The 25,459-nt window shown below is 42.1% G+C and carries 26 protein-coding genes; 17 read left to right on the top strand and 9 right to left on the bottom strand.

From position 1 onward, the window contains the following. Positions 1–177 precede the first annotated feature (177 nt). The gene (locus ACYVNW_RS05685) at positions 178–1,089 is read left to right on the top strand and encodes a hypothetical protein (RefSeq protein ID WP_460678879.1); all 912 of its coding nucleotides are present in this window, start codon (positions 178–180) and stop codon (positions 1,087–1,089) included. An 81-nt stretch (positions 1,090–1,170) separates the two neighbouring features. Here ACYVNW_RS05685 and ACYVNW_RS05680 read toward each other — a convergent pair whose 3' ends face one another. Both ACYVNW_RS05680 and ACYVNW_RS05675 read right to left on the bottom strand, forming a co-directional pair. Next, positions 1,171–2,121 (bottom strand): aldo/keto reductase, encoded by a 951-nt coding sequence (locus tag ACYVNW_RS05680; protein ID WP_460678878.1) that lies wholly within the window; start codon positions 2,119–2,121, stop codon positions 1,171–1,173. Then, a complete protein-coding gene (locus tag ACYVNW_RS05675; RefSeq protein ID WP_460678877.1) occupies positions 2,121–2,369 on the bottom strand; it encodes a hypothetical protein in 249 nt (82 codons plus the stop codon). The genes ACYVNW_RS05680 and ACYVNW_RS05675 overlap by 1 nt, the downstream gene beginning before the upstream one ends. A 171-nt stretch (positions 2,370–2,540) precedes the next feature. Between ACYVNW_RS05675 and ACYVNW_RS05670 the strand changes: the two genes are divergently transcribed. From ACYVNW_RS05670 to msrA, 3 genes are read left to right on the top strand one after another with little or no spacing between them, the layout of a single operon-like run. After that, on the top strand, positions 2,541–3,494 hold the full coding sequence (locus ACYVNW_RS05670; protein ID WP_460678876.1) for an MBL fold metallo-hydrolase: 954 nt from the start codon (positions 2,541–2,543) through the stop codon (positions 3,492–3,494). 18 nt (positions 3,495–3,512) lie between these two features. Continuing rightward, a complete protein-coding gene (locus tag ACYVNW_RS05665; protein ID WP_460678875.1) occupies positions 3,513–3,752 on the top strand; it encodes a DUF3820 family protein in 240 nt (79 codons plus the stop codon). A gap of 23 nt (positions 3,753–3,775) precedes the next feature. Then, on the top strand, positions 3,776–4,426 hold the full coding sequence (gene msrA, locus ACYVNW_RS05660) for a peptide-methionine (S)-S-oxide reductase MsrA (RefSeq protein WP_460678874.1): 651 nt from the start codon (positions 3,776–3,778) through the stop codon (positions 4,424–4,426). Between the two features lies 1 nt (position 4,427). Here msrA and corA read toward each other — a convergent pair whose 3' ends face one another. Then, positions 4,428–5,555 (bottom strand): magnesium/cobalt transporter CorA, encoded by a 1,128-nt coding sequence (gene corA, locus ACYVNW_RS05655; protein WP_460678873.1) that lies wholly within the window; start codon positions 5,553–5,555, stop codon positions 4,428–4,430. Further along, a complete protein-coding gene (locus ACYVNW_RS05650) occupies positions 5,556–6,167 on the bottom strand; it encodes a WbqC family protein (RefSeq protein ID WP_460678872.1) in 612 nt (203 codons plus the stop codon). Positions 6,168–6,211: 44 nt separating this feature from the next. Here ACYVNW_RS05650 and ACYVNW_RS05645 point away from each other — a divergent pair, with 44 nt between their 5' ends. Beyond that, on the top strand, positions 6,212–7,093 hold the full coding sequence (locus ACYVNW_RS05645) for a lysophospholipid acyltransferase family protein (RefSeq protein WP_460678871.1): 882 nt from the start codon (positions 6,212–6,214) through the stop codon (positions 7,091–7,093). Continuing rightward, positions 7,090–8,124 (top strand): glycosyltransferase family 2 protein, encoded by a 1,035-nt coding sequence (locus tag ACYVNW_RS05640; RefSeq protein ID WP_460678870.1) that lies wholly within the window; start codon positions 7,090–7,092, stop codon positions 8,122–8,124. Before ACYVNW_RS05645 ends, ACYVNW_RS05640 begins: the two co-directional genes overlap by 4 nt. A 3-nt stretch (positions 8,125–8,127) precedes the next feature. On the opposite strand, the gene aroQ is transcribed toward ACYVNW_RS05640, so the two are convergent. Continuing rightward, entirely contained in the window at positions 8,128–8,565 is a 438-nt protein-coding gene (aroQ, locus tag ACYVNW_RS05635) for a type II 3-dehydroquinate dehydratase (RefSeq protein WP_460678869.1), read from the bottom strand. 39 nt (positions 8,566–8,604) lie between these two features. Between aroQ and xerD the strand changes: the two genes are divergently transcribed. Then, positions 8,605–9,504, top strand: coding sequence for a site-specific tyrosine recombinase XerD (gene xerD, locus ACYVNW_RS05630; RefSeq protein WP_460678868.1), 900 nt, complete (start codon positions 8,605–8,607; stop codon positions 9,502–9,504). On the opposite strand, the gene prmC is transcribed toward xerD, so the two are convergent. After that, a complete protein-coding gene (gene prmC, locus ACYVNW_RS05625; RefSeq protein ID WP_460678867.1) occupies positions 9,489–10,361 on the bottom strand; it encodes a peptide chain release factor N(5)-glutamine methyltransferase in 873 nt (290 codons plus the stop codon). The two genes, xerD and prmC, sit on opposite strands and share 16 nt — an antisense overlap. 34 nt (positions 10,362–10,395) lie before the next feature. On the opposite strand from prmC, the gene ribD reads away from it, so the two are divergent. The 6 genes from ribD (at position 10,396) to bioB (ending at position 15,767) form a co-directional block, all read left to right on the top strand. Continuing rightward, a complete protein-coding gene (gene ribD, locus ACYVNW_RS05620) occupies positions 10,396–11,442 on the top strand; it encodes a bifunctional diaminohydroxyphosphoribosylaminopyrimidine deaminase/5-amino-6-(5-phosphoribosylamino)uracil reductase RibD (protein WP_460678866.1) in 1,047 nt (348 codons plus the stop codon). Positions 11,443–11,450: 8 nt separating this feature from the next. Beyond that, a complete protein-coding gene (locus ACYVNW_RS05615) occupies positions 11,451–12,314 on the top strand; it encodes an EamA/RhaT family transporter (protein WP_460678865.1) in 864 nt (287 codons plus the stop codon). Next, positions 12,314–12,928, top strand: a complete 615-nt coding sequence (locus tag ACYVNW_RS05610; protein WP_460678864.1) for an IMPACT family protein — start codon at positions 12,314–12,316, stop codon at positions 12,926–12,928. Before ACYVNW_RS05615 ends, ACYVNW_RS05610 begins: the two co-directional genes overlap by 1 nt. A gap of 101 nt (positions 12,929–13,029) precedes the next feature. Next, on the top strand, positions 13,030–13,308 hold the full coding sequence (locus ACYVNW_RS05605) for a hypothetical protein (protein WP_460678863.1): 279 nt from the start codon (positions 13,030–13,032) through the stop codon (positions 13,306–13,308). A gap of 81 nt (positions 13,309–13,389) precedes the next feature. Next, positions 13,390–14,739, top strand: coding sequence for a magnesium transporter (gene mgtE / locus ACYVNW_RS05600; RefSeq protein WP_460678862.1), 1,350 nt, complete (start codon positions 13,390–13,392; stop codon positions 14,737–14,739). Between the two features lie 26 nt (positions 14,740–14,765). Further along, positions 14,766–15,767: a biotin synthase BioB gene (bioB, locus tag ACYVNW_RS05595; RefSeq protein ID WP_460678861.1), complete on the top strand. Its 1,002-nt coding sequence runs from the start codon at positions 14,766–14,768 to the stop codon at positions 15,765–15,767. Between the two features lie 175 nt (positions 15,768–15,942). Here the strand turns inward: bioB and ACYVNW_RS05590 are convergent, their stop codons facing one another. Continuing rightward, positions 15,943–16,356 (bottom strand): organic hydroperoxide resistance protein, encoded by a 414-nt coding sequence (locus ACYVNW_RS05590; protein ID WP_460678860.1) that lies wholly within the window; start codon positions 16,354–16,356, stop codon positions 15,943–15,945. Positions 16,357–16,451: 95 nt separating this feature from the next. Between ACYVNW_RS05590 and ACYVNW_RS05585 the strand changes: the two genes are divergently transcribed. Together ACYVNW_RS05585 and ACYVNW_RS05580 are read left to right on the top strand one after the other, a co-directional pair. Beyond that, complete coding sequence (locus ACYVNW_RS05585) at positions 16,452–17,708, top strand: putative DNA modification/repair radical SAM protein (protein ID WP_460678859.1); 1,257 nt, start codon at positions 16,452–16,454, stop codon at positions 17,706–17,708. Between the two features lie 3 nt (positions 17,709–17,711). Continuing rightward, a complete protein-coding gene (locus ACYVNW_RS05580; RefSeq protein WP_460678858.1) occupies positions 17,712–18,467 on the top strand; it encodes a TIGR03915 family putative DNA repair protein in 756 nt (251 codons plus the stop codon). 9 nt (positions 18,468–18,476) lie between these two features. Here ACYVNW_RS05580 and ACYVNW_RS05575 read toward each other — a convergent pair whose 3' ends face one another. Next, positions 18,477–20,663 (bottom strand): FUSC family protein, encoded by a 2,187-nt coding sequence (locus tag ACYVNW_RS05575; RefSeq protein WP_460678857.1) that lies wholly within the window; start codon positions 20,661–20,663, stop codon positions 18,477–18,479. 165 nt (positions 20,664–20,828) lie between these two features. On the opposite strand from ACYVNW_RS05575, the gene ACYVNW_RS05570 reads away from it, so the two are divergent. Both ACYVNW_RS05570 and ACYVNW_RS05565 read left to right on the top strand, forming a co-directional pair. Continuing rightward, the gene (locus ACYVNW_RS05570) at positions 20,829–23,423 is read left to right on the top strand and encodes a phosphoenolpyruvate carboxylase (RefSeq protein WP_460678856.1); all 2,595 of its coding nucleotides are present in this window, start codon (positions 20,829–20,831) and stop codon (positions 23,421–23,423) included. Positions 23,424–23,556: 133 nt separating this feature from the next. Further along, a complete protein-coding gene (locus ACYVNW_RS05565) occupies positions 23,557–24,093 on the top strand; it encodes a DUF4142 domain-containing protein (protein ID WP_460678855.1) in 537 nt (178 codons plus the stop codon). 124 nt (positions 24,094–24,217) lie between these two features. Here the strand turns inward: ACYVNW_RS05565 and ACYVNW_RS05560 are convergent, their stop codons facing one another. Further along, entirely contained in the window at positions 24,218–25,456 is a 1,239-nt protein-coding gene (locus tag ACYVNW_RS05560; RefSeq protein ID WP_460678854.1) for a tetratricopeptide repeat protein, read from the bottom strand. Between the last annotated feature and the right edge of the window lie 3 nt (positions 25,457–25,459).

The raw sequence follows: 25,459 nt of genomic DNA, 5'->3' as shown, positions 1-25,459 counted from the left end.
AATTTAATTATTTCCTGCTATAAAAATTCGCTTCATTAAAATGTTACCAAAGCATTTTGTTTTGAATAAGATGTGTATTTTAAAATATTATGTTGATTGTAATATTAATAATGAAATATTGGTTTATATGTTTAAACCTTTACTTGTTTGCAGCGTCATATTATCAAAATAAACAATATGAAAAAGTCTGTATTCTTCGCCACATTAGCTTTAGCAGGTTTAGCTTTTAAAGCTTCAGATGCACAAGTTCGGTTACATATAGGATTTAATTTTGGTACCCCTGTTTATGCACCTGCACCTGTTGCAGATGTGCAGTACTCAGATGCAGATGATTACTATTATTTGCCTGATGCCGATGCTTATTACTGTGTTCCTGAGCATGTGTATTATTTCATGAATGGCAGTCGCTGGGTAAGCGCCCCTCAGTTACCTGGCCGCTTCCGCGACTTTGACTGGCGTTCTGCCCGTCGTTATGAGATCAGGGGCCGCCGTCCGTTTCTGCAACACGATGTTTACCGCAGCCGTTATAATGGTTTTGCCGGTGGCAATCCAAACTGGAGAAGTGGTTACGACAACCGGTTTGAACGGGATGGCTTTGCCCATCGTGTAGAGGTGAATCGTGGTTGGGGGCGTCCTGATGGAGGCTTTGATCGTTCAAACCGTGATTATAATCGTTCCAACAGAGGTTACGACAGAGGCAACCGCGGCGGATACAATGGAGGAGGTTATGACAATACTCCAAACCAGCAACCACAAGGTGGCTATAACCAAGGCAATAACGGAGGTGGCTGGAACCGCGGAAACCAAGGTCAGCAAGGCGGCCAGTACAATCAGGGCCAGCCAGCGCCTCAACCTCAGCAAGGTGGTCAGTATAATCAAGGCGGTAACTGGGGTAACGGCCAGCAAGGTGGTAACCACAATTGGGGAGGCCAGCAAGGTGGCCAGCAACAAGGCGATGGTCAATATGGTCGCCCTTCAAACAACCAAGGCGGCGAGCGTGGCAACAATGGCCCACGCCAGCGCTTTGCCGATAGTAATGGCCCTAACTATAACCGCCAGAACGGAATGTTCCGCCAGCGCGGCATGTAATTGCTTATTTTCCCTTTCCTCTATATAACACACGAAAAAGGCTGCTCCAAAGAGCAGCCTTTCTTATTGATAAAAGGTTAATTAATAAGCGCTTGCTGTATTCAAAGCATTAATAGTTTCGCTGCTCAGTTTAATTTCTGCTGCTTTCGCCAATTCATGTAATTGCTGTACAGTGGTCGCGCTTGCAATTGGAGCAGTAATACTTGGCCGTGCTATAACCCACGCCAACGCAATGGCTGCCGGGGTAACATTGTATTCTTGAGCCGCCTTATCCAGGGCATCTAAAATAGCCATACCACGTGGGTTCAGGTATTTTTTGATACCGCCACCACGCTTGCTTTTGTTCAAATCATTTTCTGAGCGGTATTTACCAGTTAGGAAACCACTGGCCAATGAAAAATAAGTAACCACGCCCAACCCATTTTCAGTACAAACAGCTTCCAGGTTCTTTTCGTAATCTTCCCGGTCATACAGATTGTACTCGGGCTGTAGTGTTTGATAAGCAGGTAGTTGATGCGCTGCACTTACTTTCAGCGCCTCAGCCAGCCTTTCGGCTGAATAATTGGAAGCACCTATTATGCGTACTTTGCCTTCTTTAATCAAATCATTATACGCACCTAATGTTTCTTCCAAAGGTGTTTCCTGGTCATCATCGTGCGATTGATAAAGGTCGATATAGTCTGTCTGCAATCGTTTCAAAGAAGCTTCAACGGCTTGTTTGACATACTTAGCCGAAAGTCCTTTTTTACCTGGTTCAACCGGTTTGCCAACTTTAGTAGCTAAAACAAATTTATCGCGGCCGCCTTTACGTTTCAGCCAGTTACCAATTACAGTCTCCGATTGTCCGCCGATACCATCATGTGCCCATGCGGAATACACATCGGCCGTGTCAATAAAATTAAAGCCCGAATCAATAAAAGCGTCCAGTAATGTAAAAGAAGTGTTTTGGTCTGCTGTCCAGCCAAACACGTTTCCGCCGAACATAAAGGGAACTACCTTAATATCCGTTTTTCCTATTGCCCGCTGTTCCATTATATAATTTGTTGCTTGTTAGATTCAATTTGCTCGGCTAATTCATCCACCCAACCAGAAAAGTAGGGGTCTGTGCCTGCTACTCGTTCCCAATTAGTGCCTTCATTTTTTGCAATTACCAGTTCAAGTGAACCATCGAAGGAAGTAAATTTATACACGTCGCCAAAGTTATCGGCATTGGTACGTACTACGTTGCCTTCAATCTGACTGTCTGAGCCGGTAAGTATCGCTTCAAATTCTTGTTCCATAAGTATCGTTAAGTGGTGAAATTTAATAACACCACTTCAGGCTTTGTGTTTACCAAAGCATAAGTAACTTATAGCGGACAGGTGTAAATAAAGCATTTAACTCACTGTTATTGCCAATAGTTAAAACCATCTGTTTAAAGTAGTTGTATATAAAGCTGTATACATCTATCTATGAGTACAACTAACCATCCTAAATATTTTCAGGTAGCCCAGGGAGTTTGGGGCATGAAAATTCTGTTCGTAAATGTGTTTATCATCGCTAACCGCCGGGGCTTTCCAAAAGGCTGGGTACTGGTTGATACCGGCATACAAGGGCAGGAAGACAAAATTATTGCCATGGCCGAGTCGTTATTTGGTGCCGGAACCAAGCCCAGTGCCATAGTTTTAACCCATGGGCACAGTGATCATACCGGTAGCCTCGAAGCTTTATTAAAAAGGTGGGATGTGCCTGTATATGCGCACGAACTGGAATTACCTTACCTTACCGGAAAGTCGGCTTACCCACCGCCAGATTTTAGTGTGGGTGGCGGCATCATGAGTTTTTTATCAGTGGCTTTCCGCCGCGAGCCTCTTGATTTGGGCAGCAGGGTAAAAGCAATTGATATGGAAAAAGGAATACCCGAGTTGCCTGAATGGAAAGTAATTCACACACCTGGACATGCGCCAGGTCATATCTCATTGTTTTTACCCCTGAATACTACCTTGATTGCCGGTGATGCTTTTGTGACCACTAAGGTGGAGTCGGCTATCTACGCTACCTCAAACATCAAGAAGTTATCTGGCCCGCCCATGTATTTTACCACCAACTGGCCTGCGGCAGCGGCTTCGGTACGCAAATTAGCGGCGTTGGAGCCAAGGATTATTGCCAGTGGCCATGGTCCGGTAATGCGTGGCCGCGAAGCTACAGAGGCTTTGAAGGATCTGGCCGATCATTTCGAAAAAATGGCGATGCCGGGCAGTGGGCGATATGTGAAGCAATCGGCCCGGGCCAATGAAGATGGTACTTATTATATACCACCATTTAAAACCAGCACTAAGTTTAAGGTTTGGGTAGGGTTGGCTGGGGCATTGGCTGGTTTTGCTATTGGCAGGCAAATTAAAAAGCAAAGGGGTAAGGCAGCATAGCTTTACTACCTTTGCCGCATGGAACCTATACAACCCGATACCCAGGTGCTGATACAGGCTGTAACCAGCCGCATGCCCTATGGCAAATACAAGGGAACACTGATTTGTGATTTGCCTGTACACTACCTGGAATGGCTTTATTCGAAAGGCTTGCCACCAGGAAAGCTCGGTATGCAATTAGGTACGGTTTATGAAATGAAAACCAACGGGTTAAATACCATTTTAATGTCAATTAAAGCCAAGGTGCATACCAGGTAGCAACCGTTTACGTAAGTACTGATATGAAAAAGTTATTTTTTTATATAGCCGGCATTATGCTGATGTACAGCTGTGCCAACGGACAAACTTCAAGAACCAATTTTGCATCTGTACCTAAGCCTGCCACAGGCGAAGCCGTAGCCACATTTGGTGGAGGCTGCTTCTGGAGCATGAGCCAGGCGCTGAGCGAGTTAAAAGGTGTACATAAAGTGGTATCCGGTTATGCTGGCGGCACTAACGTGAATCCAACCTACGATGACGTTTGCACCCGTACCACCGGACATGCAGAAGTTGTGCAGGTTTATTACGATCCTAAAGTGCTGAATTTTGAAACATTAGCTGAAGGTTTTTTCTTTGCGCATGATCCTACTACGTTAAATCGCCAGGGGCCTGATGAGGGAACCGATTACCGTTCTATCGCGTTTTACCGTAATGGTCAGGAGAAGGCCATGCTTGAGCAGGCTGTGGCTAAGGTAAATGTGTCAAAACACTACAGTGGTAAAGTAGTTACTCAAATTGTTCCTTTTAAGGTTTTCTATCCGGCCGAAAAATATCATCAGGGATATTACAGGGCACATTTAGGTGATAACCCATATCTGACAAGCGTTTCGCAACCCAAAGTGAAAAAATTTGAGAAAGCTATGTCTGCATACCTGAAGCCAGAATATAAATAAGCTATAGGTTTTTGAACCAGCCTTTGCGCCAGAAGAAAACTATTTGCAGAATTGCTACCAGCAGCATGGCACCAATTACGTAAACGTAACCATGCGGACTGTACAATTCAGGCATATTGGCTGGCATCACGCGGTGGGTTACCGGATCCTCGCGTGAGAAGTTCATGCCATAAATGCCGGCAATAAAGGTGAGCGGAATAAAGATGACTGAAATAATGGTGAGCACCTTCATGATCTCGTTCATGCGGTTGCTTACCATTGACAGGTACAAGTCAATGATGCTTGAGGTAATTTCCTTATAACTTTCCACCAAATCCATAATCTGTATGCAGTGGTCGTAAGCATCTCGTAAAAATGGCTTGACTTCGGCAGTAATGAGCGGGCTATCGCTGCGCAGCATATCATTTATTTTATCGCGCTCCGGCCAGCAGGCCCGTCGCATCAATATGGTAGCTCTTTTAAGATGCTGGGCATCATACATAATGGATTTATCTGCACTGGCATACAGGCGGTCTTCCACTTCGTCCAGCGAGTCGCCTATATCGGCCAGAATTACGAAATATTCATCAATGATTGTGTCTGTAAGTGCATAGCACATATAACCAGGCCCACCAGTACGAATGATGCCTTTACCGGCCTGTAAGCGCCCTTCAACGCTTTCAAAGTGCTTATCGTAGGTTTCTTCAAAAGAAAGTATAATGTTGTCTTTAACAATGGCTGAGAATTGGGTATTGGACAACTCCTTGCTCGATGTAAGTTTAATGATGCGGCTGGTCACAAATATATAACCCTCATACTCATCATATTTAGGGCGCTGGTGCAGGTTGGTGATATCCTCCAACACCAATTTGTTGATATTCATTAACTCGCCCAACTGCTCAAACAAATCAGCATCGCCCAAACCGTTTATTTTTATCCAATGCGTATGCTCGGTGCATTTTTTTAATTGGTGCAGGATAACAGAGATATCATTGCCCTTGCTTTCCAGGCATTCTTGGGTATTGTAAGAGTAAATATGGATAACCGGTTTAAGTGAATTTTCAGCAATGCGGATGGTGCCGGGACTATCGCCCACATTACCCATACGTTTTACATGTCTTGCCTTTATCCGGTTAGTTCCAGTTCTCATTTACAGATAGTTTATTGCCTGCGGGCCCTGATTGAAAAGTAAGTCGACGATACTTAGATTTTTCAGGAAACCTTTGCGCTCTTCAAAAACCTGAAAGTAGGGTTTTTGTTCAAAGCTGGCTTCTGTTTTTGGATGAATGGACTGCCGAAAATCTTGCAAGTCTGAATATTCAGATTGAAAATCAGAAGTGTAGTTGAGCTGAGGTTTTAATTTTATTGACTTAAGTATAAGGTTGAATAACTGCTCATTATAATCAAATAAAAAGTCAAATCGGCGTTCGTAAAAAGGCGCAAAATCATCCTCGTAAAATTCAAAGTAAGCCGAGCGGCGGTAACAGGCCTGCAGGCTCATCCAATGCAAACGCTGCCACCTGAAATCGTAACTGATTTTTACATCTTTTACCTTTGTATGCACTTTTGAACCTTTAACTACAGGCACCACTAAATCGAGCATGCCATCAGGCGAATAAACGCTTGCCCGGTTGCGATACGTTTGTTTCGGAAAGTGTTCTTCACGTTCAATCAGTACCTCATGTTTATACTGGTTCAGCTTCGCAAAATACTCAACCGGTGGCAGGTAGAACATCGGAAAAACAGCACCTTTATCACTCATATATAATGTTTATGTTTGTAACCCTTAATTGACCGCCGAAAATAATGATAAAAAAAGGGTTTTCTGTATTAGGTTTTGGCTTGCTCTATTTGGTTTCCTTTTTACCCTTCTGGCTGTTGTATCTCATTGCCGATGTACTTTATGTTTTACTCTATTATGTTACCGGTTACCGGCGCAAAGTGGTAGAAGAAAATTTGAGGCAAGCTTTTCCGGAGAAAACAGATGGTGAACACAAAACTATTGCAAAAAAATATTACCGTCATTTGGCCGATTTGATGGTAGAAACAATAAAAATGCTGACCATCTCGAGGCAAGAAGTCATTAAACGTGTTCACATTGTAAACCCCGAAGTTGTTACCGATATTTTTAAGAAAGGCAAAAGTGTGATAGGTGCTTTGGGGCATTATGGCAACTGGGAGCTTAATGCATTAAGTCTGAGTTTATTATTTGATGAGCGACGGATTATCATATATAAGCCATTATCTAACAGTTATTTCGATAATTTATTTAAAAAGATGCGTTCGCGTTTTGGCGCTACGTTGGTGCCTATGAAAAGCACTATGCGCAAACTGGTGGAATACAAAAACGAACGTACCATTACGGTTTTATTAAGTGATCAAACGCCTGCTTATTCAGAAATTCAATATTTTACCAAATTTTTAAATCAGCCCACTGCTGTATTTTTAGGAGTGGAAAAGCTGGCCAAATTAACCAGTAGTGAAGTGGTTTTTTGTGATGTGAGGCAGGTAAAAAGAGGCCATTATAAATGTACATTTGTGCCCATGTTTACTGAGCCTAAACAAACTGCTGAATACGAAATTACCAATGCACATGTGCGTTACCTCGAAGAGGTGATTAAACATGAGCCACAATATTGGCTGTGGTCGCACCGGAGGTGGAAATTTAAGCCGGAGGATCTGCATTGAGTACTTTTTTACCTAAGGTTGCTATAGTTATTCTAAACTGGAACGGACAGAAATATCTTGAAAAGTTTTTGCCATCCGTTGCGGCGTCCGATTGGCCAAATTTAGAGATAGTTGTAGGCGATAATGCCTCCACGGATGGCTCTGTAAATTATCTGAATGAAAATTGGTCCCAAATTAAACTTATCGTCAACAGCGAAAACTATGGGTTTACTGGGGGCTATAACCGGGTTTTGGAGCAGGTGGAAGCTGATTATTATGTACTGTTAAACTCCGATATTGAAGTTACCCCTAATTGGATAGCACCGGTTATCAGCTTGATGGAAAGTGACGGGCAGATTGCCGTAGCTGCGCCTAAAATAAAGTCTTACGCTGATAAAAACAGCTTTGAACATGCCGGTGCTGCCGGCGGTTTTATGGATACTTACGGATATACTTTTTGCCGCGGCCGGATCTTTAATGAGGTTGAACAGGATAATGGTCAGTATAACCAGTCGGGCGAAGTGTTTTGGGCATCAGGAGCCGCGCTTTTTATTAAAAGTAAATACTGGAAGCAATCCGGCGGCTTTGATGAACAGTTCTTTGCTCATATGGAAGAAATTGATCTCTGCTGGCGATTGAAGAACATGGGTTACAAAGTTATGTATTGCGCCGAATCTACCGTTTACCATGTAGGCGGCGGTACGTTGAATACTGAGAATCCGTTTAAAACATATCTGAATTTTCGTAATAACTTGTTGCTGTTAAGGAATAATTTGCCTTTGGGTAAATCCATCCTAAAGATAAGCACCCGGTTGTTTTTTCTTGATTTTTTGGCTCTGATACGTTTTATGACCGAAGGCAAGCGAAAAGATGCCTGGGCTGTAAGCCGGGCACATCAAAGCTTTGTAGCCTCCATTTTTAAGAAAGGCAGCCGACTGACACCTAAAAATTTGAAGTCGTCCAAAGGTTTGTACAAGGGCAGTATCATTGTGGATTTCTTTATTCGCAAGAAAACCACATTTAAAGACTTAAATCAACAGCTTTTTGAGTAAATGCTATTCGCCGGTGGCTTCCATCTTGTAAATTAAACTATCTAAAGCCAAACGGTAAGAATTTAACCCGAAGCCTGCGATCACACCTGAACAATTTGCAGCCAGCAGTGATTTATGCCTGAACGCTTCGCGTTTGTATACGTTCGAAATATGTACCTCAATTACGGGCGTATGAATAGTGGCAATGGCATCGGCTATGGCAATTGAAGTATGGGTGTATGCGCCAGCGTTAAGGATGATGCCATCATAATCAAATCCTACCTCATGCAATTTATTAATCAGTTCACCTTCTGTATTGCTTTGAAAGTACTCTAACTGATGGTTCGGATACAGTTGTTTAAGCTGATTAAAATACGATTCAAAATCACTGCTCCCGTAAATTGATTTTTCGCGTACACCTAATAAGTTTAAATTTGGGCCGTTAATAATTTGAATCTTCATACTTCAAACTTAGCTATAAAACGTTAAAAGCAAAATTACTTGAACTGGAACGCGGCCATAAAAAACTTTCAAACGTATTTGAAGCTGGAAAAGTCACTGGCCGAAAATTCAGTTGCTGCTTATACACGTGATCTCATTAAACTGCAGCAATATTGCGAAATGCAGCTTCCGGTTGTTTTTCCATTGAAGGTAACGCTTACCAACCTCAGGGATTTTTTGATGTGGGTAAATGAATTGGGTATGCATCCGGTTTCCCAAGCCCGTTTGGTGTCGGGCATAAAAACCTTTTATAAGTACTTACTGATAGAAGATGAGATTGTGGCCAGCCCTGGCGAGCTTTTGGAAGCACCGAAGTTGCAGCGCAAGTTACCTGATGTTTTGTCTAATGATGATATAGATAAATTACTTGCAGCTATAGATCTCTCTAAGCCCGATGGGATACGCAATAAAGCTATCATTGAATTGTTGTACAGTTGTGGGTTGAGGGTAAGTGAGTTAACAGAGTTAAAAATATCTAACCTGAATCTGGATATTGAATTTATAAAAGTAACCGGTAAAGGTAACAAAGAGCGGCTGGTGCCTATAGGTAATCAAGCCATTAAAGCATTGCAGATATGGTTACAGCAAACCAGGGTTCATATTCCGGTTAAAAAAGGGGAAGAAGACATTGTATTCCTGAATCGACGAGGGAGTCGCTTAAGTCGTGAGTTTATTTTCATGATGATTAAACAGCTGGCCGAAAAAATCAGCTTGAAAAAGAAAATCAGTCCACATACCTTTCGCCACTCTTTCGCTACACATTTAGTTGAAGGTGGTGCTGATTTACGCGCGGTGCAGGAAATGCTGGGGCACGAAAGTATTACCACAACAGAAATATACACCCATTTAGACCGCGATTATCTACGTAGTACGATTGTTGAATTTCATCCCCGCAGCTGATTATAGCAGGCTCTTACCATTCGGTCTTTTCCAAACATATCTTTTTTTAATTCAATGTTTATGAAACCCTTACGGCTAAGCATTTCTACCGTTTCGTTACCCAGGCTTTCGTTAATTTCATAAAAAAGTAAACTTTGTGGTTTAAGGTGCTGAACTGCAAAGTTGGCTATGGCTTTATAAAATAGCAAAGGATTCTCGTCGGGTACGAAGAGAGCGGTGTGTGGTTCAAAATCAGTTACCCGGTTGTTCATTTGTAGCTTGTCTTGTTGAGTAACATATGGCGGATTACTAACAATAACGTCGAATTGATTTCGCATTGCAAAATCGGCTTGCAAAATATCAGACTTTATGAAATCGACGTCCACTTTATTCATCGCTGCGTTTTCTTTGGCCACCTGTAAGGCGGCTTCAGAAATATCAATTGCAGAAACTGTGGCTTGTGAGATATTTTTCTGCAATGTAATGGCAATACACCCGCTTCCAGTTCCTATATCTATAACGTTGGGCTTGGTCCATTGCCGTTTGGCTGCTTCCCGCAGAATCCAATCTACCAATTCTTCAGTTTCGGGGCGTGGAATGAGTACATCCGGAGTTACTTTAAATGGTGAACCATAAAACTCAGTTTGGCCTACAGCATATTGTACCGGCATACCGACGGCAAGTTGCTTTAACACAGCCTCTAATTTCGCCCGTTCTGCTTCGCTCAATTCAGTTTCAGGAAAAGCTTTTAATTGGGCATTGCTTTTGCCGGTAACCTCATTCAATGTAAATAAGGTGACCGATTGCAGTTCGCTGGCCTCATACGAGGCACCTAACTGTTGCCGAAATTGTATAAATACATCCTGAATGGTTTTCATGCCACAAAGAAACAGAAAAAGCTATTTTTGTGCGATGATTGCTGACGAAAAATATATGCGCCGTTGCATTGAGCTGGCCCGTTTGGGCGCTGGTGCAGTAAGCCCTAACCCTATGGTAGGGGCCGTTATCGTGCATAATGGCCAAATCATTGGCGAGGGCTATCATCAGCGTTATGGTCAGGCGCATGCCGAAGTAAATGCAATTAATCAGGTATTGATGAACCATGCTGATGCAGCGCATGTATTGCAGCAATCTGCCTTGTATGTATCACTCGAGCCTTGCGCACATTATGGCAAAACGCCACCATGTGCCGATTTAATTCTTCAGCATGGTATTCCTAAAGTAGTAGTAGGTTGCCGTGATCCGTTTGATGCAGTGAATGGTAAGGGTATTGAAAAACTGCAGCAAGCGGGAGTTGAAGTTGTAATAGGCATGTTGGAACAGGAATGCCGCGAGTTAAACAAAAGATTTTTCACGCGCGTGACTTTGCATCGCCCTTATATCATTTTAAAATGGGCACAAACTGCTGATGGTTTTTTTGCCCCGGATGGCAACCGCCAATACTGGATCACCAATGAGGCATCCAAGCGCCTGGTGCATCAATGGCGTAGCGAGGAGGATGCCATATTGGTGGGCAAGAATACAGTACTGATTGATAATCCGCAGCTCAATGTCAGATATGGCGGTGGCAGAAGCCCCAAGCGTGTAATTATTGACCGCAAACTGGAACTAAGCCGCGATTTGAATATTTATGACCAAACCGTTGAAACTTTTATCTTCAATGAATTGAAAACTGATTTGGAAGGTAACATCAAATTCATCGCTTTAGAAGACTTTAACCGTTATGTACCACAATACATTTTATATCAGCTGTATTTGCAAGACATTCAGTCGATCATCATCGAAGGGGGGGCAGCTACTTTAAACTCATTTATAGAAGCCGGCTTGTGGGATGAAGCCCGGGTATTTACAGGCAAAGCAGTATTGCAATCCGGTATACCTGCACCAACAGTTAGAGGTGCAACAATTGAAGAGCATTATATTGACACCGACCGTTTACAGATTTTTTATCAACATTAAAACAATACATGCTTTACATTTTCATAAGTGCTTGTTGTAGTGTAGGTGTATCAGTTTTACTCAAACTGTTCAGGCGGTATCATATCGATATCTTTCAGGCCATTACCTGGAATTATCTGGTAGCCATTTTGCTTACTTTTTTGTTCTTAAAGCCACAACTCAATACTGTATCAGCAGGGCATGCCTATATTTATACCGCTTTGGGTATTTTACTTCCTGCCTTATTTGTGATTATCGGGTTGGCTGTAAAATATGCTGGTATAGCACGTACAGATGTAGCGCAGCGTTTATCATTGCTCATTCCTGTAATTACCTCATTTGTAATTTTTGGTGAAAGTATCTCTGTTTATAAAACAGCAGCTATACTGGTGGGTATAGCAGCGGTGCTTTGCCTTATTCCGTGGCAAAAGCAACGCAGTACAGAGCGCGGAAGCCGGCATACCTGGTTATACCTGATGGTGGTATTTATAGGAATGGGTATTATTGATGTGCTTTTTAAGCAAATGGCATTATTTAAAGAAACCACTTACTACACCTCACTGCTTATAGTGTACAGTCTGGCTTTTGTGTTATGCCTTATACGCCTTGGCTACCTGGTTTTGATCAAGCATGAGCGCTTCGCGGCTCATTATATTGCCGGCGGTGCGCTGCTGGGCATCATTAATTTTGGCAATATCCTGTTTTATCTAAAAGCACATCAGGCTTTGGCCACTCAGCCGTCGGTGGTATTTTCGTCCATGAATATTGGTGTAATTGCCATAGGAACTATAGTAGGCCTGGTTATTTTTCGCGAAAAGCTGACCTGGTTAAATAAAGCCGGTATTGCATTGGCTTTAGTATCCATTTTAATTATTTATTTTACATCCTATTAATGCTGTTCGACGATAGCTTTCAAACCATCCAGCAACCTGCCGAGGCTTTATTTACCGATCGTGGCAGCAAATTTATCGGCCTTGCGTTTCCTGTTAAATCCGAGCAGCAATTTAAAGATATACTGGCAAATGTGAAGTTGAAGCATCCCAAAGCTGCGCATCATTGCTGGGCGCTTCGTTTAAGTCCAGACCGATCAGTGTTTAAACTCAATGATGATGGTGAACCTTCTGGCACAGCAGGCAGGCCTATTTTAAATATGTTGCTTTCAAAAGATGTTACCAATACAGGCCTGATTGTGGTACGATACTTTGGAGGCACATTACTGGGTGTACCTGGTTTGATCAACGCTTATAAAACTACTGCAGAGCAAACCCTGAATGTTGCAGCAATAGTTACCGAAACGGTAAATGATGTGTATACGATTAGCTTTGATTACCTGCAGATGAACAATGTAATGAAGTTAATTAAAGATGAAAAGCTGGCAGTACTGCGTCAGAGTTTTGATAACCAGTCGTCCATTCAAGTAGCTATTAGAAAAATGCAGGTGAACTCAATTCTGTCAAAACTAAATGGCTTTAGCGGCGTTATTATCACATACAATTACACCAGTTAATTTCCGGGCAAAATATTTATCCAAAGCTTTGCATTTGAATTAAAAGTTTTGCTATTTTTATGCTATAAGTTTCTACCATCTAAACAAACCTATGAACCGCCATGAATACACTACCTATGGGTATCTATCTCGAGGATGAGAGAAGATTCGAATTTGATTTTGTAACCCATTTATTGAAAATTTCTTTTTTTAAAGAAATGCGCCCTGCAGGTACTATTGTTTCTCCGTTCCGTGTAGTAAAAAATGCTGATAATCTGTACTTGCTTATTCACAATTATGACCGTTCAGGTGAACGTAAAATCATGATTGAGTCTATCGGGCAAAACGAACTGGTTATTAACCACGAAAACACTTCTTATAAATTGTCTAAGGTGGCATAATCAGTAAGCAAAACTTGGTAAAGGGCGCTTATGGTTGCCCTTTTTTTGTGTCTTTTTGGCAATAATCCGTATTTTGTGCCAATGCAATCTTTTGAGCTAAACCGTGCCGATTTACTTCGCCTGCAAGCTGCCCTGGAGGGTAACGATGCTGATGTAAAGAAAGTATTGGAAGATTATCATGCCTCTGAGATTGCTATTCTCTTCGAAAGCCTTTCGCCCGACAGCCGTGAACGCATCATCAATATGTTACCAGCGGAGACAGGTTCAGAAATCCTGTCGGAGATGGGAGAGGAGCATCACCCCGAAGACCTCTTAATCAGCCTGCATCCCGAAAAGCGATCTGAAATTATTGAGGAACTGGATTATGATGATGCTACCGATATTATTTCGCAGTTAGAAGCGCATGAGCAGCAGGAGGTTTTGGATAAAATTGACGAGGAGGATGCTTCCAATATCCGCAGCTTGCTTACCTATGCCGAAGATACAGCCGGTGGTTTGATGAACACCGACCTGATTAAGGTTAGTGTTCATCAAAGCAAAAAGGAAGCGCTCGACGAAATCATCCGTCAGTCGGAAGAAATGGAGGAGTTTTATACCATCTACGCTGTAGATGAAGCTGGTGTATTACAGGGCATTCTTTCTATAAAAGATGTCATTAAAGCCCGGTCTGATGTACAGGTTCAGGAATTGCTCAACACCGATTTTGTATATGTAGAATCAAGCCTCGACCAGGAAGAAGTAGCTAAACTCATCTCGCAATACAATTTAACCAGTATCCCGGTAGTTGATCGTAAAATGAAGCTATTGGGCCGTGTAACTGTGGATGATATTATTGACGTACTGGAAGAGGAAAATACAGAGGATATTCTGAAAATTTCTGGTGTATCGGAAGACGAAGAACTTGCCGGTAACTGGCAGGATGCTGTGAAGAGCCGCCTGCCTTGGCTGGTACTCAATTTGGGCACAGCCTTTCTTGCAGCTTCTGTAATCCGGCATTTCGACGGTACTTTAAAACAGCTTACGGTGATGTCGGCATACATGACCATTATTGCCGGTATGGGCGGTAATTCGGCAACCCAAGCATTGGCGGTAACGGTAAGGCGTATATCGCTAAGCGATTTAACCGACAAACAAGCTTATAAAACTGTTTTAAAGGAGTTTTTGGTAGGCCTGATTAATGGCGCCAGCAATGGCCTGATTGTATTTGGCGTTGCCTTATTATATGATGGCAACCCGTTGTTAGGCTTAGTACTGTTTCTGGCCATGACAGGTAACCTGGTGGTAGCCGGCTTAACCGGAGCCAGTATACCACTGATGCTAAAGCGCTTTGGCATCGATCCGGCTGTAGCATCATCCATTATCATTACTACATTTACAGATTGTATCGGCTTTTTATTGCCTTTATGGCTGGCAACCCAGCTTTTATTATAATTTTGAAGCTTTAAAATTCATTAAGCATGACTGAAATCAGAAACGACTGGACTAAAGAAGAAATTTCAGAAATCTACCATACGCCGCTGCTCGATTTAATTTATCGTGCGGCTACCATTCACCGCGAAAATCAGGATTACAGCGAAGTACAAATCAGCTCGCTAATCTCAATTAAAACTGGAGGTTGCCCTGAGGATTGCGCTTATTGTCCGCAGGCTGCACGTTACAACACTGGCGTAGACGTGCATGCTATTATGCCGAAAGAAGAGGTAATTGCTGCTGCAGAAAAAGCAAAAGCCGGTGGTGCTTCACGCTTGTGCATGGGTGCTGCCTGGCGCGAAGTGCGTGATAACCGCGATTTTGACAAAGTGATTGATATGGTACAGGCCGTAAACTCTATGGATATGGAGGTATGCTGTACTTTAGGTATGCTTACCGAGCAGCAGGCCCAGCGCCTGGCCGATGCCGGTTTGTATGCGTATAACCATAATCTGGATACCTCTGAGGATGACTACAAGCGCATTATCACCACCCGTACTTATGATGACCGCTTAAAAACATTAGAGAATGTACGCAAGGCTAAACTGACGGTTTGCAGCGGCGGTATTATCGGTTTAGGCGAAACAGAGGCAGACCGTATATCCATGTTAAAAACACTAAGCAACCTGCCAAAGCACCCCGAATCGGTGCCAATTAATGCTTTAGTTCCGGTGAAAGGTACGCCTTTAGCCGAGCAGCCACGTGTATCGGTTTGGGATATGGTACGCATGATTGCTACCGCCCGTATAATTATGCCTAAAACGGTAGTACGCCTATCAGCTGGCCGTACCGAAATGAGCACTGTTGAGCAGGCGTTATGCTTTATGGCCGGTGCCAATTCCCTTTTTGCCGGTGAAAAGTTGTTAACCACACCAAATCCTTCGTTCGATACTGATATGGCGATGTTTGAACTCTTGGGCTTAACACCACGCAAAGCATTCAAAAACGGCCGCCCTGAACATACGATGGTGAAAGAGGAAGTAGTATAGAAGCCCCGGCCCCCTAAAGGGGGAACAAGAGAAAAACTGATTCCATAAAACAGGATTTTTTATAAAAAGAGTAAGGACAAAAGATATTGGATTTATTCCAATATCTTTTGTCCTTACTCTTTTCGTCTTTTATCAAATTTCCAAATTTCTATTCCCCCTTCAGGGGGATAGGGGGCTAAACCGCCATTACCTTCACTTCAATATTTCCTCGTACTGCTTTAGAATAAGGGCAGGCCCGATGTGCTTTGTCTGCCAGCTTTTGTGCTTCTTCCAGTGACTGACCCGGTATGTGCACATGCAATTCGGCTGATAAAGCATACGCATTACCATCCTTGTTAAAACCGATGTGCACTTCTGCCGTCGCTTCGCTTACATCTACACCATCATGCTTGGCTATCGTACCCAGGGCACCTAAATAGCAGGCTCCATAAGCAGCGCCAAATAATTGTTCTGGGTTAGTATAATTACCGCCTTCACCGCCCATTTCGGTAGGTTTGCGCAAATCTAAATCCAATACACCGTCTGATGATTTGATATGGCCATCCCGGCCGCCTTTTGCGGTTACTACCGCCGTATATATTTTTTCCATTGTATTTACTTTTGATTGATTAACTCCAAAAAAGGGTAAAGAGTTTTATTGGCAAGCTATTTGAAATGCTAATAATTTTAGTATTTTTGATTGTTATGAACGCTGACCGTATTACCGAAAAATTGAATATCCTGGCTGATGCTGCTAAATATGATGTGTCTTGTGCATCGAGCGGGAGTAAACGGCAAAATAAGAACAAAGGTTTGGGTAATGCCAGCAACGGCATTTGCCATACCTATACTGAGGATGGCCGCTGCGTTTCATTATTGAAGATATTGCTGACTAATCACTGCATTTTTGATTGTGCCTATTGTGTATCGCGCAAAAGCAACGATATTAAGCGTGCAGCTTTCACTGTACAGGAAGTAGTTGATCTCACTATTAATTTTTACCGCCGGAATTATATTGAAGGGCTCTTCTTAAGTTCAGGAATTTTTAAGGATGCCGACTATACCATGGAGCGCCTGGTGCGTGTAGCCAAAAAACTGCGTACCGAGCATAATTTTAATGGCTATATTCATTTAAAGTCTATCCCCGGTGCGAGTGATGAACTGATGCACGAAGCCGGCTTGTACGCCGACCGCCTGAGCGTAAATTTAGAAATGCCTACCGAAGCGGGTTTAAAGCTGCTGGCACCTGATAAAAGTCACCAGGAAATGATTAAACCTATGCGGTATCTAAAAAACGAGATCATACTGCATAACGAAGAAAAAAAGCTATTTAAGAGCACACCTACATTTGCACCGGCCGGTCAGAGTACACAGGTTATCATCGGCGCAACGCCAGAAAACGACAGGCAAATTTTGCATGTGGCTAATCATTTTTACCAGAAGTTTAACATGAAGCGCGTGTACTATTCGGGTTATGTACCGGTACTAAGCGACAGCCGCCTGCCGGCTTTACACACCAGCGTACCTATGGTGCGTGAAAACCGGTTGTATCAGGCTGATTGGCTCATGAGAAATTACGGCTTTCATGTGAGTGAAATATTGGATGCAGCACAACCGCATTTGGATTTAGATATTGATCCAAAGTTAGGCTGGGCTTTGCGTAACCTGCAGGCATTTCCTATCGATATTAACAAAGCGGACTTAAAATTAATTTTGAGGGTACCGGGTATCGGCGTACAATCGGCACAAAAAATTGTAAGTGCGCGGCAATTCGGAAAATTAAACTGGGAACACTTAAAAGCTATGGGTATTGCTATAAATCGTGCCCGTTATTTTATTACCTGCAACAGTCAGCAATTCGAACGGCGTGATTTAACACCGATGAACATTAAGCAATACATTTTAGCTGAATCACATAGCAAATACCTGAAAAATTCAACCGTTCAACTCAACCTTTTTTAACGAATGACAACCTTATTATATGACGGAACTTTTGAGGGTTTGCTTACTGCGGTATTTAATATTTACGACCGCCGCCTTGGTCATGTAAAATTGGAGAAGGAGGAATGGCGCAATACAGCTCTGTTTGAAGAGGTAATGACTATTGTTACTGATGATTACCGGGCGATGCGGGTGTTGCGCGGTTTGCAGCAGCGCTTGTCGGCCATGGGGCTTCAGCGTTTGTATACCGCTCACCTGGGCGGTATTGATGGGGAAGATAATATGATACTGGGTTATATTCGCTATGTGTTTGATTCTGCCCAGAATATTGAAGAAGATTACGGAAATAAGTATGTGATGCGTGTATCAGAGTTGGTAAGTAAGATGCGGCGTGAAAAGCATCGCATGGAGGCGTTTATACGGTTTAAACTGTTAAAAGATAACACTTATTATGCCGCTATCGAACCTGATTTCAATGTATTGCCTTTGCTCATTAAACACTTTAAAAGCCGGTACGCTGATCAAAAATGGATTATTTACGATATGAAGCGATGCTACGGCTTATATTATGATTTGCACGATACCCAATTCATTTCACTTGATTTTGCTACTGCAAACCCTGATCATACTTTGCATGCTTATACTGATGAAGAAGGCTTATATCAGGACCTTTGGAAAAACTATTTCAAAAGCGCCAATATTCCGGCCCGTAAAAATACCAAGCTTCATCTGCGACATATTCCAAAACGATATTGGAAACATTTGACAGAAAAAATATAAGAGAGCTTATCAGGCTGCAGCCAAAATGTTTTCAGTGATTTTAGCAATATCACTACTAATCTTGGTGATAAAGTTTAATTGATCTTTAATCAAATTATCATCCTCAGTTACAGATGATACAACAGGGGTGGAGGGCTTTTCAGCTGTATATTCAAAGCGCTGTCCGCCCAACTTGCGGCTGCATTCACCCAGGGTGCTAATACTGCGCTTTACCAGTTTTAAATTTCCGGCCTGCGCTTTGTGCAGTTCGGCTACTGAAAAGCCCGAGGCAATGGTTGCAAGGTAAGAGGACAGAATATGGTTTAGTACTACAAACTTGTGCACATCTTTAGCGCGGTGCTGCTTGCTTTTGGGCTCGGAAGTCATGCGCTGGAATGCTGCCGAAAGGTTGGCCGATTTTACATATACATCTTTACGGGCCAGTTTAAAATCAGTGATGCTTACACGGGTTCCGGTAATTTCATCTGCAATTTTCATCAGGTAGTTGATATTGGCATTCAATACATCGGCCAGGTTTTGCTTAATCTGATCAGATTCCCATGAAGGGAACAACAGATAACTGGCAAGAAAAGAAAGCAACGAACCTATAATAGTGTCTGCAATGCGTTCTTCGGCAATATTAAGGTGCCCCACGCCTAAAAATTTGAACAGAATAAGTACATAAGGGGTCATGAAAATAACACTGATTACATAATTGGTACGATTAAAACTGTAAGCACCAATCATAAATATGGCCAGGAACAGGAATTGCACATAGCTGTTGTGTACTACGGTAAGAATCAGAACACCAATAAGCCCGCCGGCAATAGTACCCGTTAAACGTTGAATATTACGCTGCTTGGATAAACTGAAGCCGGGCTTTAAAATTACAATAATGGTTAAAATTACCCAATAGCTATGATGCCCGAATACAAGGTGTTTGCCTGTGATTGCGTTCACCCAGGTAATTAGCAAACTGCTTTTTGTAATTACGAAACCTGCAAGGCAAGCCATACTCACCCTTAATGAGTGCTTAAACGTTGCTGATTTAAACGATAAATTATCAATCAGTATCCGGGGTGAGTAATCCTGGTGAGATACGAACCTGGTAAATTGTAGCTCGCGGTGGTTGGTTTCTATCAGTTTTTTACCGCTCCGGGCATTGTAATAATAGCCCATATTGATAATTTTCTGATTCAAGTCGCGCAGGTTGATGAGTATTTTTTTTAGCACCAGGTTGCTTACGTCTTCAGTATTTCCCGCCTCATCAATTCCTAACTTCAGTGCTTCCAGCTCCTTGCCGAAATCAGCTTCAGGCTTGTAATTGGAGCCGGTTAACAGTGCATACCCTACATTGTCAAGCTCATCGGCCATACGGTGCGATAGCTTGCCTATTTGCGGCAGTACCCCCGTGTGGGCAAATTTCTCGCGGATGGTGGCGTAATCATAATGGGTGGCCATAATCTGCTCAAAGAGGTCTACCAAATCTACAAACATCAGCAAGAGCATGCGGCTTACATTGGTCGATTCTTTAACCACCAACCGGCTTTTAAACAACAGTTCGCGCACTACGTCCTGGTGCTGGCTCACCAACACCTGCTGGTTTACCAGTTTATGATAGTTTTCGTCAATATTGGTTTCGGGTAAGTAAAAATCGCCTTTAATACGTAAAAACTTTACAATATCAGTGATGTTTTCGGCCAGTGCCTGTTCCGCAGCGCGGTAAGGCCTGATGCCAAAAAAAGTCAAGCTCATTAATGTATACCATATACCACCACCCAGTAAGGTGAAACTATACTCAAAAATCTGGTTGTACTGCAGGTCTCGGTCCATCACAAATATGATGGTTAAAATAGCAGCCGTACCTACAGACGCTGCACGGTTGCCGTACACATTAAGCATAGAAAACAAAAAACAGCATATGGTAATTTCGATACCCAAAAACAGTACGCTAAAATGTACAAAGCCTGTAATAACTGCTATTACAAAAGCTAATAACGAGCTGACGAGTAGTGCGGTACGTTTATGAACAACCGGCCCTGGGGTATCTACCACACTGGTGCTGATGGCACCCAAGGATAAGGTTAAACCTAAATCGAGGCGGTTAAGCTGGGCAAAAATCGCAGCCGGAAGAAGTAAGCCTGCCGTGATACGCAAACCATCAGAAAAGTACTGACTATAAAAAAAGCTTTTAAATTCACGGCTGTTAATCTTCATGTATTCAATAAAAGGATATATCTTAGGGTCAAAACTACACAAATATGTGTTTTGCATGTTTCAAAAACTATTTGGTACCAAATTAACCCTTTAAACAAGGTTAAGTTTATATTACGATTTAGCCGCTAAGTAGTTTTTTGAATAAAATAATACTTAATTCGCCTTATGTCATCATCTCTGCCTAACATTACCCCTAAAGAAGCTATTTTTAATCAGGAAGTAGTTACCCGGTTTGAACTGTACAACAGTTTATTCTTAACCTTACCTTTTTATCAGGTTAAAGATACAGGGATACTATTGCCCTTCTTCAGCGCCCATTGTGAAAAGGGCACTGCCGAATTGCAGTCGCCAACCGAAATTATCGATTCCTTTTTTGATAAATATGCACCAAATCTTGACCATGAAGAGCGATTAAACCGTTTATTCCGATTCATCCAATATATAGAGCGGCAGGTGGTATTGTTTGATGCTATTGAGGATTCATCCTTTAGTAAATTAAACCGGCCCGATGAAACAGGTACCATTACAAGTTTAATTCAGCATACCAGCACCAGCGCATCTAATTATCAGAAAGTAAAAGAAAAATTAAAAAAGCTGTCACTCCGGCTGGTGCTTACCGCGCATCCTACCCAATTTTATCCGAGCACGGTGTTGAGTATCATGACGGATTTAATTGAAGCTTTAAAACATAATGATATCAGCAGTATCCACCTGCTTTTGCAGCAGTTGGGTAAAACGCCGTTTTTCAACCATAAGTCGCCTACGCCGGTTGATGAGGCACTGAGTTTGATCTGGTTTCTGGAGAACGTTTTCTATCATACTGTAGCCGCCATACAGGCGCGGGTTGATGATGAATTTGGTATTGACGACAAGCAACATCAGGTGCTCGAACTGGGCTTTTGGCCAGGCGGCGACAGAGACGGTAATCCCAATGTGCATGTGAATGACACTAAAACCGTAGCAGCTACATTAAGGCAAATTATTTTCCGGTGCTACTATCGTGATTTCAGGGTGTTGAAACGGCGTGTTACGTTCAGGGGAGTTGATGAGTACATGGAAAAGCTGGAGAAGATGTTGTATGAAAATGCATTCAACCCGGCAGAAAGCTCTGAAAACCTTCAGCAGGAAATGCTGCAAACATTGGGTGCTATCAATGATATTTTACTTCATAACCATGATGGCTTGTTTGTAGATGTAGTCAACAACCTGATTCATAAAGTGCGCTTGTACGGTTGCTACTTTGCCACATTAGATATCAGGCAGGATAGCCGTGTACTGCGAGACGTATTTAAATATGGTATCGAGCGACCTGAAATTCAATCCGGTTTGCAAGCTTCCTATATGGATTTGAGTGAAGAGGATAAATTAAAAGAACTTACTTTTAATGAAGCCAACTTTGACGGTATTTTGGCTAATGATGCTGAGGAACTGGTTAAAGACACTTATCGTACCATTATGCTGATGAAAGATATACAGCGCAGTAATGGCGAGCGGGCATGTAACCGATATATCATCAGCAATTGCCAGGAAGCATCGGATATACTGCAACTGATGAACTTGTTTTTATGGTCGGGTTGGAAACAAGGGGAATTAACCGTTGACTTTATGCCGTTATTTGAAACGGTAAATGATTTGGCTAATGCCGCAAGGGTAATGGAAACCCTGTACCAACACCCTGTATATCAGCAGCATTTAAGACTGAGAGGAAATCACCAGAGCATTATGCTCGGTTTTTCTGACAGTACTAAAGATGGTGGTTACCTGATGGCCAACTGGTCAATTTACAATGCAAAAGTTGAACTCACTGCATTGGCCAAAAGGTATGGTATTGATTTGGCGTTCTTTGATGGGAGAGGAGGTCCTCCGGCGCGTGGCGGTGGTAAAACACATCGCTTTTACGCAGCCATGGGCCGCGAAATTGCAAACGAACATATTCAATTAACCATACAGGGTCAAACTGTAAGCTCGCAATACGGATCGGGTGAAACCGCTAAATTTAATATTGAACAACTATTAAACGCCGGCTTGGTATCAGCGTTGCATCCCGAACATAATGATTTGTTAGATTCGGGCCATAAAGAATTGATTGCCAATATGGCAAAGGCAAGTTATGAAGCTTTCAATCAGTTACGTGAGCATCCTACGTTTACAGCCTATTTGGAAAATTTAAGTCCGCTTAAACTGCTCTCGGAGGTCAACATCAGCAGCCGGCCTACCAAGCGCAGCAGTGGTGATGGACCGCTAAAACTGGAGGATTTAAGAGCTATCAGCTTTGTTAATTCTTGGAGTCAGTTAAAGCAAAATGTGCCCGGGTTTTATGGTGTAGGTACTGCGTTGCAAAAGGTTAAAGCAGAAGGGCAGTGGCAGTCAGTTAAAGAATTATATCAAAAATCGGGTTTTTTTAATACCATGATTGATAACTGTATGATGTCGATGTCAAAATCAGATTTCAGGATTACAGCATACTTGGCAAACGATAAAACGTATGGTGAATTTTGGCAGATGTTGAAAGACGAGTTTGACCGTACGAAAAGCCTGCTGCTGGAATTAACCGATACACAGACCTTGATGCAGAATTATCCGGTTGAGAAAAAATCTATTGCCTTGCGTGAGCGTATTATATTACCGTTGGTAACCACCCAGCATTACGCTCTGCAACAGTTAAAATTAGCCCAAGACGATAAACAAAAAGAAATCTATAAAAAACTGGTAGTCAGAACTGTATATGGTATTGTAAATGCCGGCCGCAACTTGGCTTAAAATCTGGTTATAGGTCAAGTTAACAACATTACGTTTAGCTATATAAGATAGTCGCCCAATATGTAATATTACTGTAAACCAGAAGGTACATAGCTTGTTATATACAGTATCACATTAAACAATCGGTACTACTATGACCAAAAAAACTATGCTATTGGGCTTACTGGCTCTTTCTTTTTGTTACATGGAAGCCTGTCAGGATAACCGGAGGGCTAAAAATTATAATAATAAAACTTTGGTAGATAGCGAAGGGCTAAAGTTTATACATGATGCCAACGAATCGGGTTTAACGGAGATTACTGCAGCAAATGTGGCTATTAAAAACTCACAAAATCCTCGTGTAGTTAATTTTGCTAAGATGATGATTGCTGATCATACCACCGTTGGCAACGGTTTAAAAAAGTTAGCGGCTGACAAGTATGTATCTGTTGGGGATTCTATTGAGCCGGAACATCAGACGATGATCAAAACGCTGTCAGCCCAGCAAGGCCCGGCGTTTGACAAAGCTTATATGCAAATGATGGTAACTGACCATCAGCAAGCGGTAAGTTTATTTCACAATACAACTGATAACACCAATAAGGCATTAAATACTTTTGCCAAAGAAAATGAGCCTAAACTGAAAATGCACCTGGACTCAGCAAAAGCAATATTAGCGTCTTTGAAATAATTAAAAAGCACTGTCTCGCCAGTGCTTTTTTTACAATAATATAATCCTCATAATTAACATTATGTTAAGTAAAGAATTCAAAAGTAAAGGCTCCTATTTGTGGAGCCTTTACTTTTGAATAAAATTATTTTGCTGTAGCTAAACGTTTAGTCATTTCAGCTACGTGTGCATTATCTTTTTTAATAATATAGTAGTTCTTCAAATTTGATAGAGCTACCTGTGAGTCAGGATGCGACTCTAAAGCTTTGTCCAGATATGGTTTGGCTTTATCTACCTGGGCATTTACTTTTACCATAGCCGCGTTGTAAGCAGCAGTTGCAGTTAATTTATTGGCAGCATTGTACATGGTAATAGCTGGTGCCATTAATACATAGCCTGCGTTTAAGTTAGCTTCATAATAGCTTGGGTCAAGCTCTATAGCTTTTTTGTACATTTCGGCAGCCTTGGCAAAATTCTCATCCTGGCTTTTAACTAAGGCAGCTTTAGCGGCTGCATCTTTACCAGTGGCTGGTTTAATCGCCTCTGCAGCGCCTGAATATGCTAAACCAGCATAATAATAAAGAGACTTATTTTTAGGATCGTTGTTAATAGCAGCCAAAGTTTTATCAATCACTTCTTTTTGCTTGCCTTGCTGTAAATTGATTTCAATTTCAGTACGGCGTAAATCAGCGCTGTTCGGATACTTTACCAAAGCATCAGAAATTACTTTCAATGCGCCTGTGGTATCTTTATTGTTCAGGTAAGCATTGGTAAGTTCGCTATAAGCTGAAGCTTTTTTAGAATAATTAGTAGTTACCAATTTGCTGTAATTGCTGATGGCAGCAGGAAAATTCTGTGCATTATAGGCAGATAAGGCGCTGTAATAGATCGCATTAGTATCTTCAGGTAATACAGTACGATAATAATCAAATGCTTTATAAGCATCTGCATATTTTTGTCCCTGATAGTATCTAACGCCTTGATTTAGCGAAACCTGTGCTAAATTCAGGTTAGCATTCTTTATCAGTTTTTCATATTCTTTCTTAGTGTCAGCTGCCTGTGCTTTTTTCAATGCCTCAGCTGCTGTAGTAAATAATGGCTGTGAAGCGGCTGTGGTATCCTTAACAGCTAATGAGGAATATATAGCGCCTTGTAGAGCGTAAGTTTGCGGTAAAGTAGCTGTTTGTTCGTTGGCAGCTGCTTTATCTATAGATGTTTTTGCATTAGTTAAGCTGGTGTTAGCCATAGTTGCCATGGCAGCACTACCCCGCATGGTTTCATATTTGTCGAATTCACTTTGGGCCGTTTTTAACTCTGATTTTTGGGCAAACGTGGTTGCCGAAATGAAGCCAAACAGGCCTGCCATCAAAAATTTGATTTTCATATG

This window comes from Mucilaginibacter koreensis (assembly GCF_054783355.1).
Note: the sequence above shows the minus strand (reverse complement) of the source record. Positions and strands in the feature narration are given on the sequence as shown.

Excerpts from the sequence above, each read along its gene's own strand:
- ACYVNW_RS05685 (WP_460678879.1), top strand. The coding sequence starts at position 178 with ATGAAAAAGTCTGTATTCTTCGCCACATTAGCTTTAGCAGGTTTAGCT.
- ACYVNW_RS05680 (WP_460678878.1), bottom strand. The coding sequence starts at position 2,121 with ATGGAACAGCGGGCAATAGGAAAAACGGATATTAAGGTAGTTCCCTTT.
- ACYVNW_RS05675 (WP_460678877.1), bottom strand. The coding sequence starts at position 2,369 with ATGGAACAAGAATTTGAAGCGATACTTACCGGCTCAGACAGTCAGATT.
- ACYVNW_RS05670 (WP_460678876.1), top strand. The coding sequence starts at position 2,541 with ATGAGTACAACTAACCATCCTAAATATTTTCAGGTAGCCCAGGGAGTT.
- ACYVNW_RS05665 (WP_460678875.1), top strand. The coding sequence starts at position 3,513 with ATGGAACCTATACAACCCGATACCCAGGTGCTGATACAGGCTGTAACC.
- msrA (WP_460678874.1), top strand. The coding sequence starts at position 3,776 with ATGAAAAAGTTATTTTTTTATATAGCCGGCATTATGCTGATGTACAGC.
- corA (WP_460678873.1), bottom strand. The coding sequence starts at position 5,555 with ATGAGAACTGGAACTAACCGGATAAAGGCAAGACATGTAAAACGTATG.
- ACYVNW_RS05650 (WP_460678872.1), bottom strand. The coding sequence starts at position 6,167 with ATGAGTGATAAAGGTGCTGTTTTTCCGATGTTCTACCTGCCACCGGTT.
- ACYVNW_RS05645 (WP_460678871.1), top strand. The coding sequence starts at position 6,212 with ATGATAAAAAAAGGGTTTTCTGTATTAGGTTTTGGCTTGCTCTATTTG.
- aroQ (WP_460678869.1), bottom strand. The coding sequence starts at position 8,565 with ATGAAGATTCAAATTATTAACGGCCCAAATTTAAACTTATTAGGTGTA.
- prmC (WP_460678867.1), bottom strand. The coding sequence starts at position 10,361 with ATGAAAACCATTCAGGATGTATTTATACAATTTCGGCAACAGTTAGGT.
- ribD (WP_460678866.1), top strand. The coding sequence starts at position 10,396 with ATGATTGCTGACGAAAAATATATGCGCCGTTGCATTGAGCTGGCCCGT.
- ACYVNW_RS05615 (WP_460678865.1), top strand. The coding sequence starts at position 11,451 with ATGCTTTACATTTTCATAAGTGCTTGTTGTAGTGTAGGTGTATCAGTT.
- ACYVNW_RS05610 (WP_460678864.1), top strand. The coding sequence starts at position 12,314 with ATGCTGTTCGACGATAGCTTTCAAACCATCCAGCAACCTGCCGAGGCT.
- ACYVNW_RS05605 (WP_460678863.1), top strand. The coding sequence starts at position 13,030 with ATGAATACACTACCTATGGGTATCTATCTCGAGGATGAGAGAAGATTC.
- mgtE (WP_460678862.1), top strand. The coding sequence starts at position 13,390 with ATGCAATCTTTTGAGCTAAACCGTGCCGATTTACTTCGCCTGCAAGCT.
- bioB (WP_460678861.1), top strand. The coding sequence starts at position 14,766 with ATGACTGAAATCAGAAACGACTGGACTAAAGAAGAAATTTCAGAAATC.
- ACYVNW_RS05590 (WP_460678860.1), bottom strand. The coding sequence starts at position 16,356 with ATGGAAAAAATATATACGGCGGTAGTAACCGCAAAAGGCGGCCGGGAT.
- ACYVNW_RS05585 (WP_460678859.1), top strand. The coding sequence starts at position 16,452 with ATGAACGCTGACCGTATTACCGAAAAATTGAATATCCTGGCTGATGCT.
- ACYVNW_RS05580 (WP_460678858.1), top strand. The coding sequence starts at position 17,712 with ATGACAACCTTATTATATGACGGAACTTTTGAGGGTTTGCTTACTGCG.
- ACYVNW_RS05575 (WP_460678857.1), bottom strand. The coding sequence starts at position 20,663 with ATGAAGATTAACAGCCGTGAATTTAAAAGCTTTTTTTATAGTCAGTAC.
- ACYVNW_RS05570 (WP_460678856.1), top strand. The coding sequence starts at position 20,829 with ATGTCATCATCTCTGCCTAACATTACCCCTAAAGAAGCTATTTTTAAT.
- ACYVNW_RS05565 (WP_460678855.1), top strand. The coding sequence starts at position 23,557 with ATGACCAAAAAAACTATGCTATTGGGCTTACTGGCTCTTTCTTTTTGT.
- ACYVNW_RS05560 (WP_460678854.1), bottom strand. The coding sequence starts at position 25,456 with ATGAAAATCAAATTTTTGATGGCAGGCCTGTTTGGCTTCATTTCGGCA.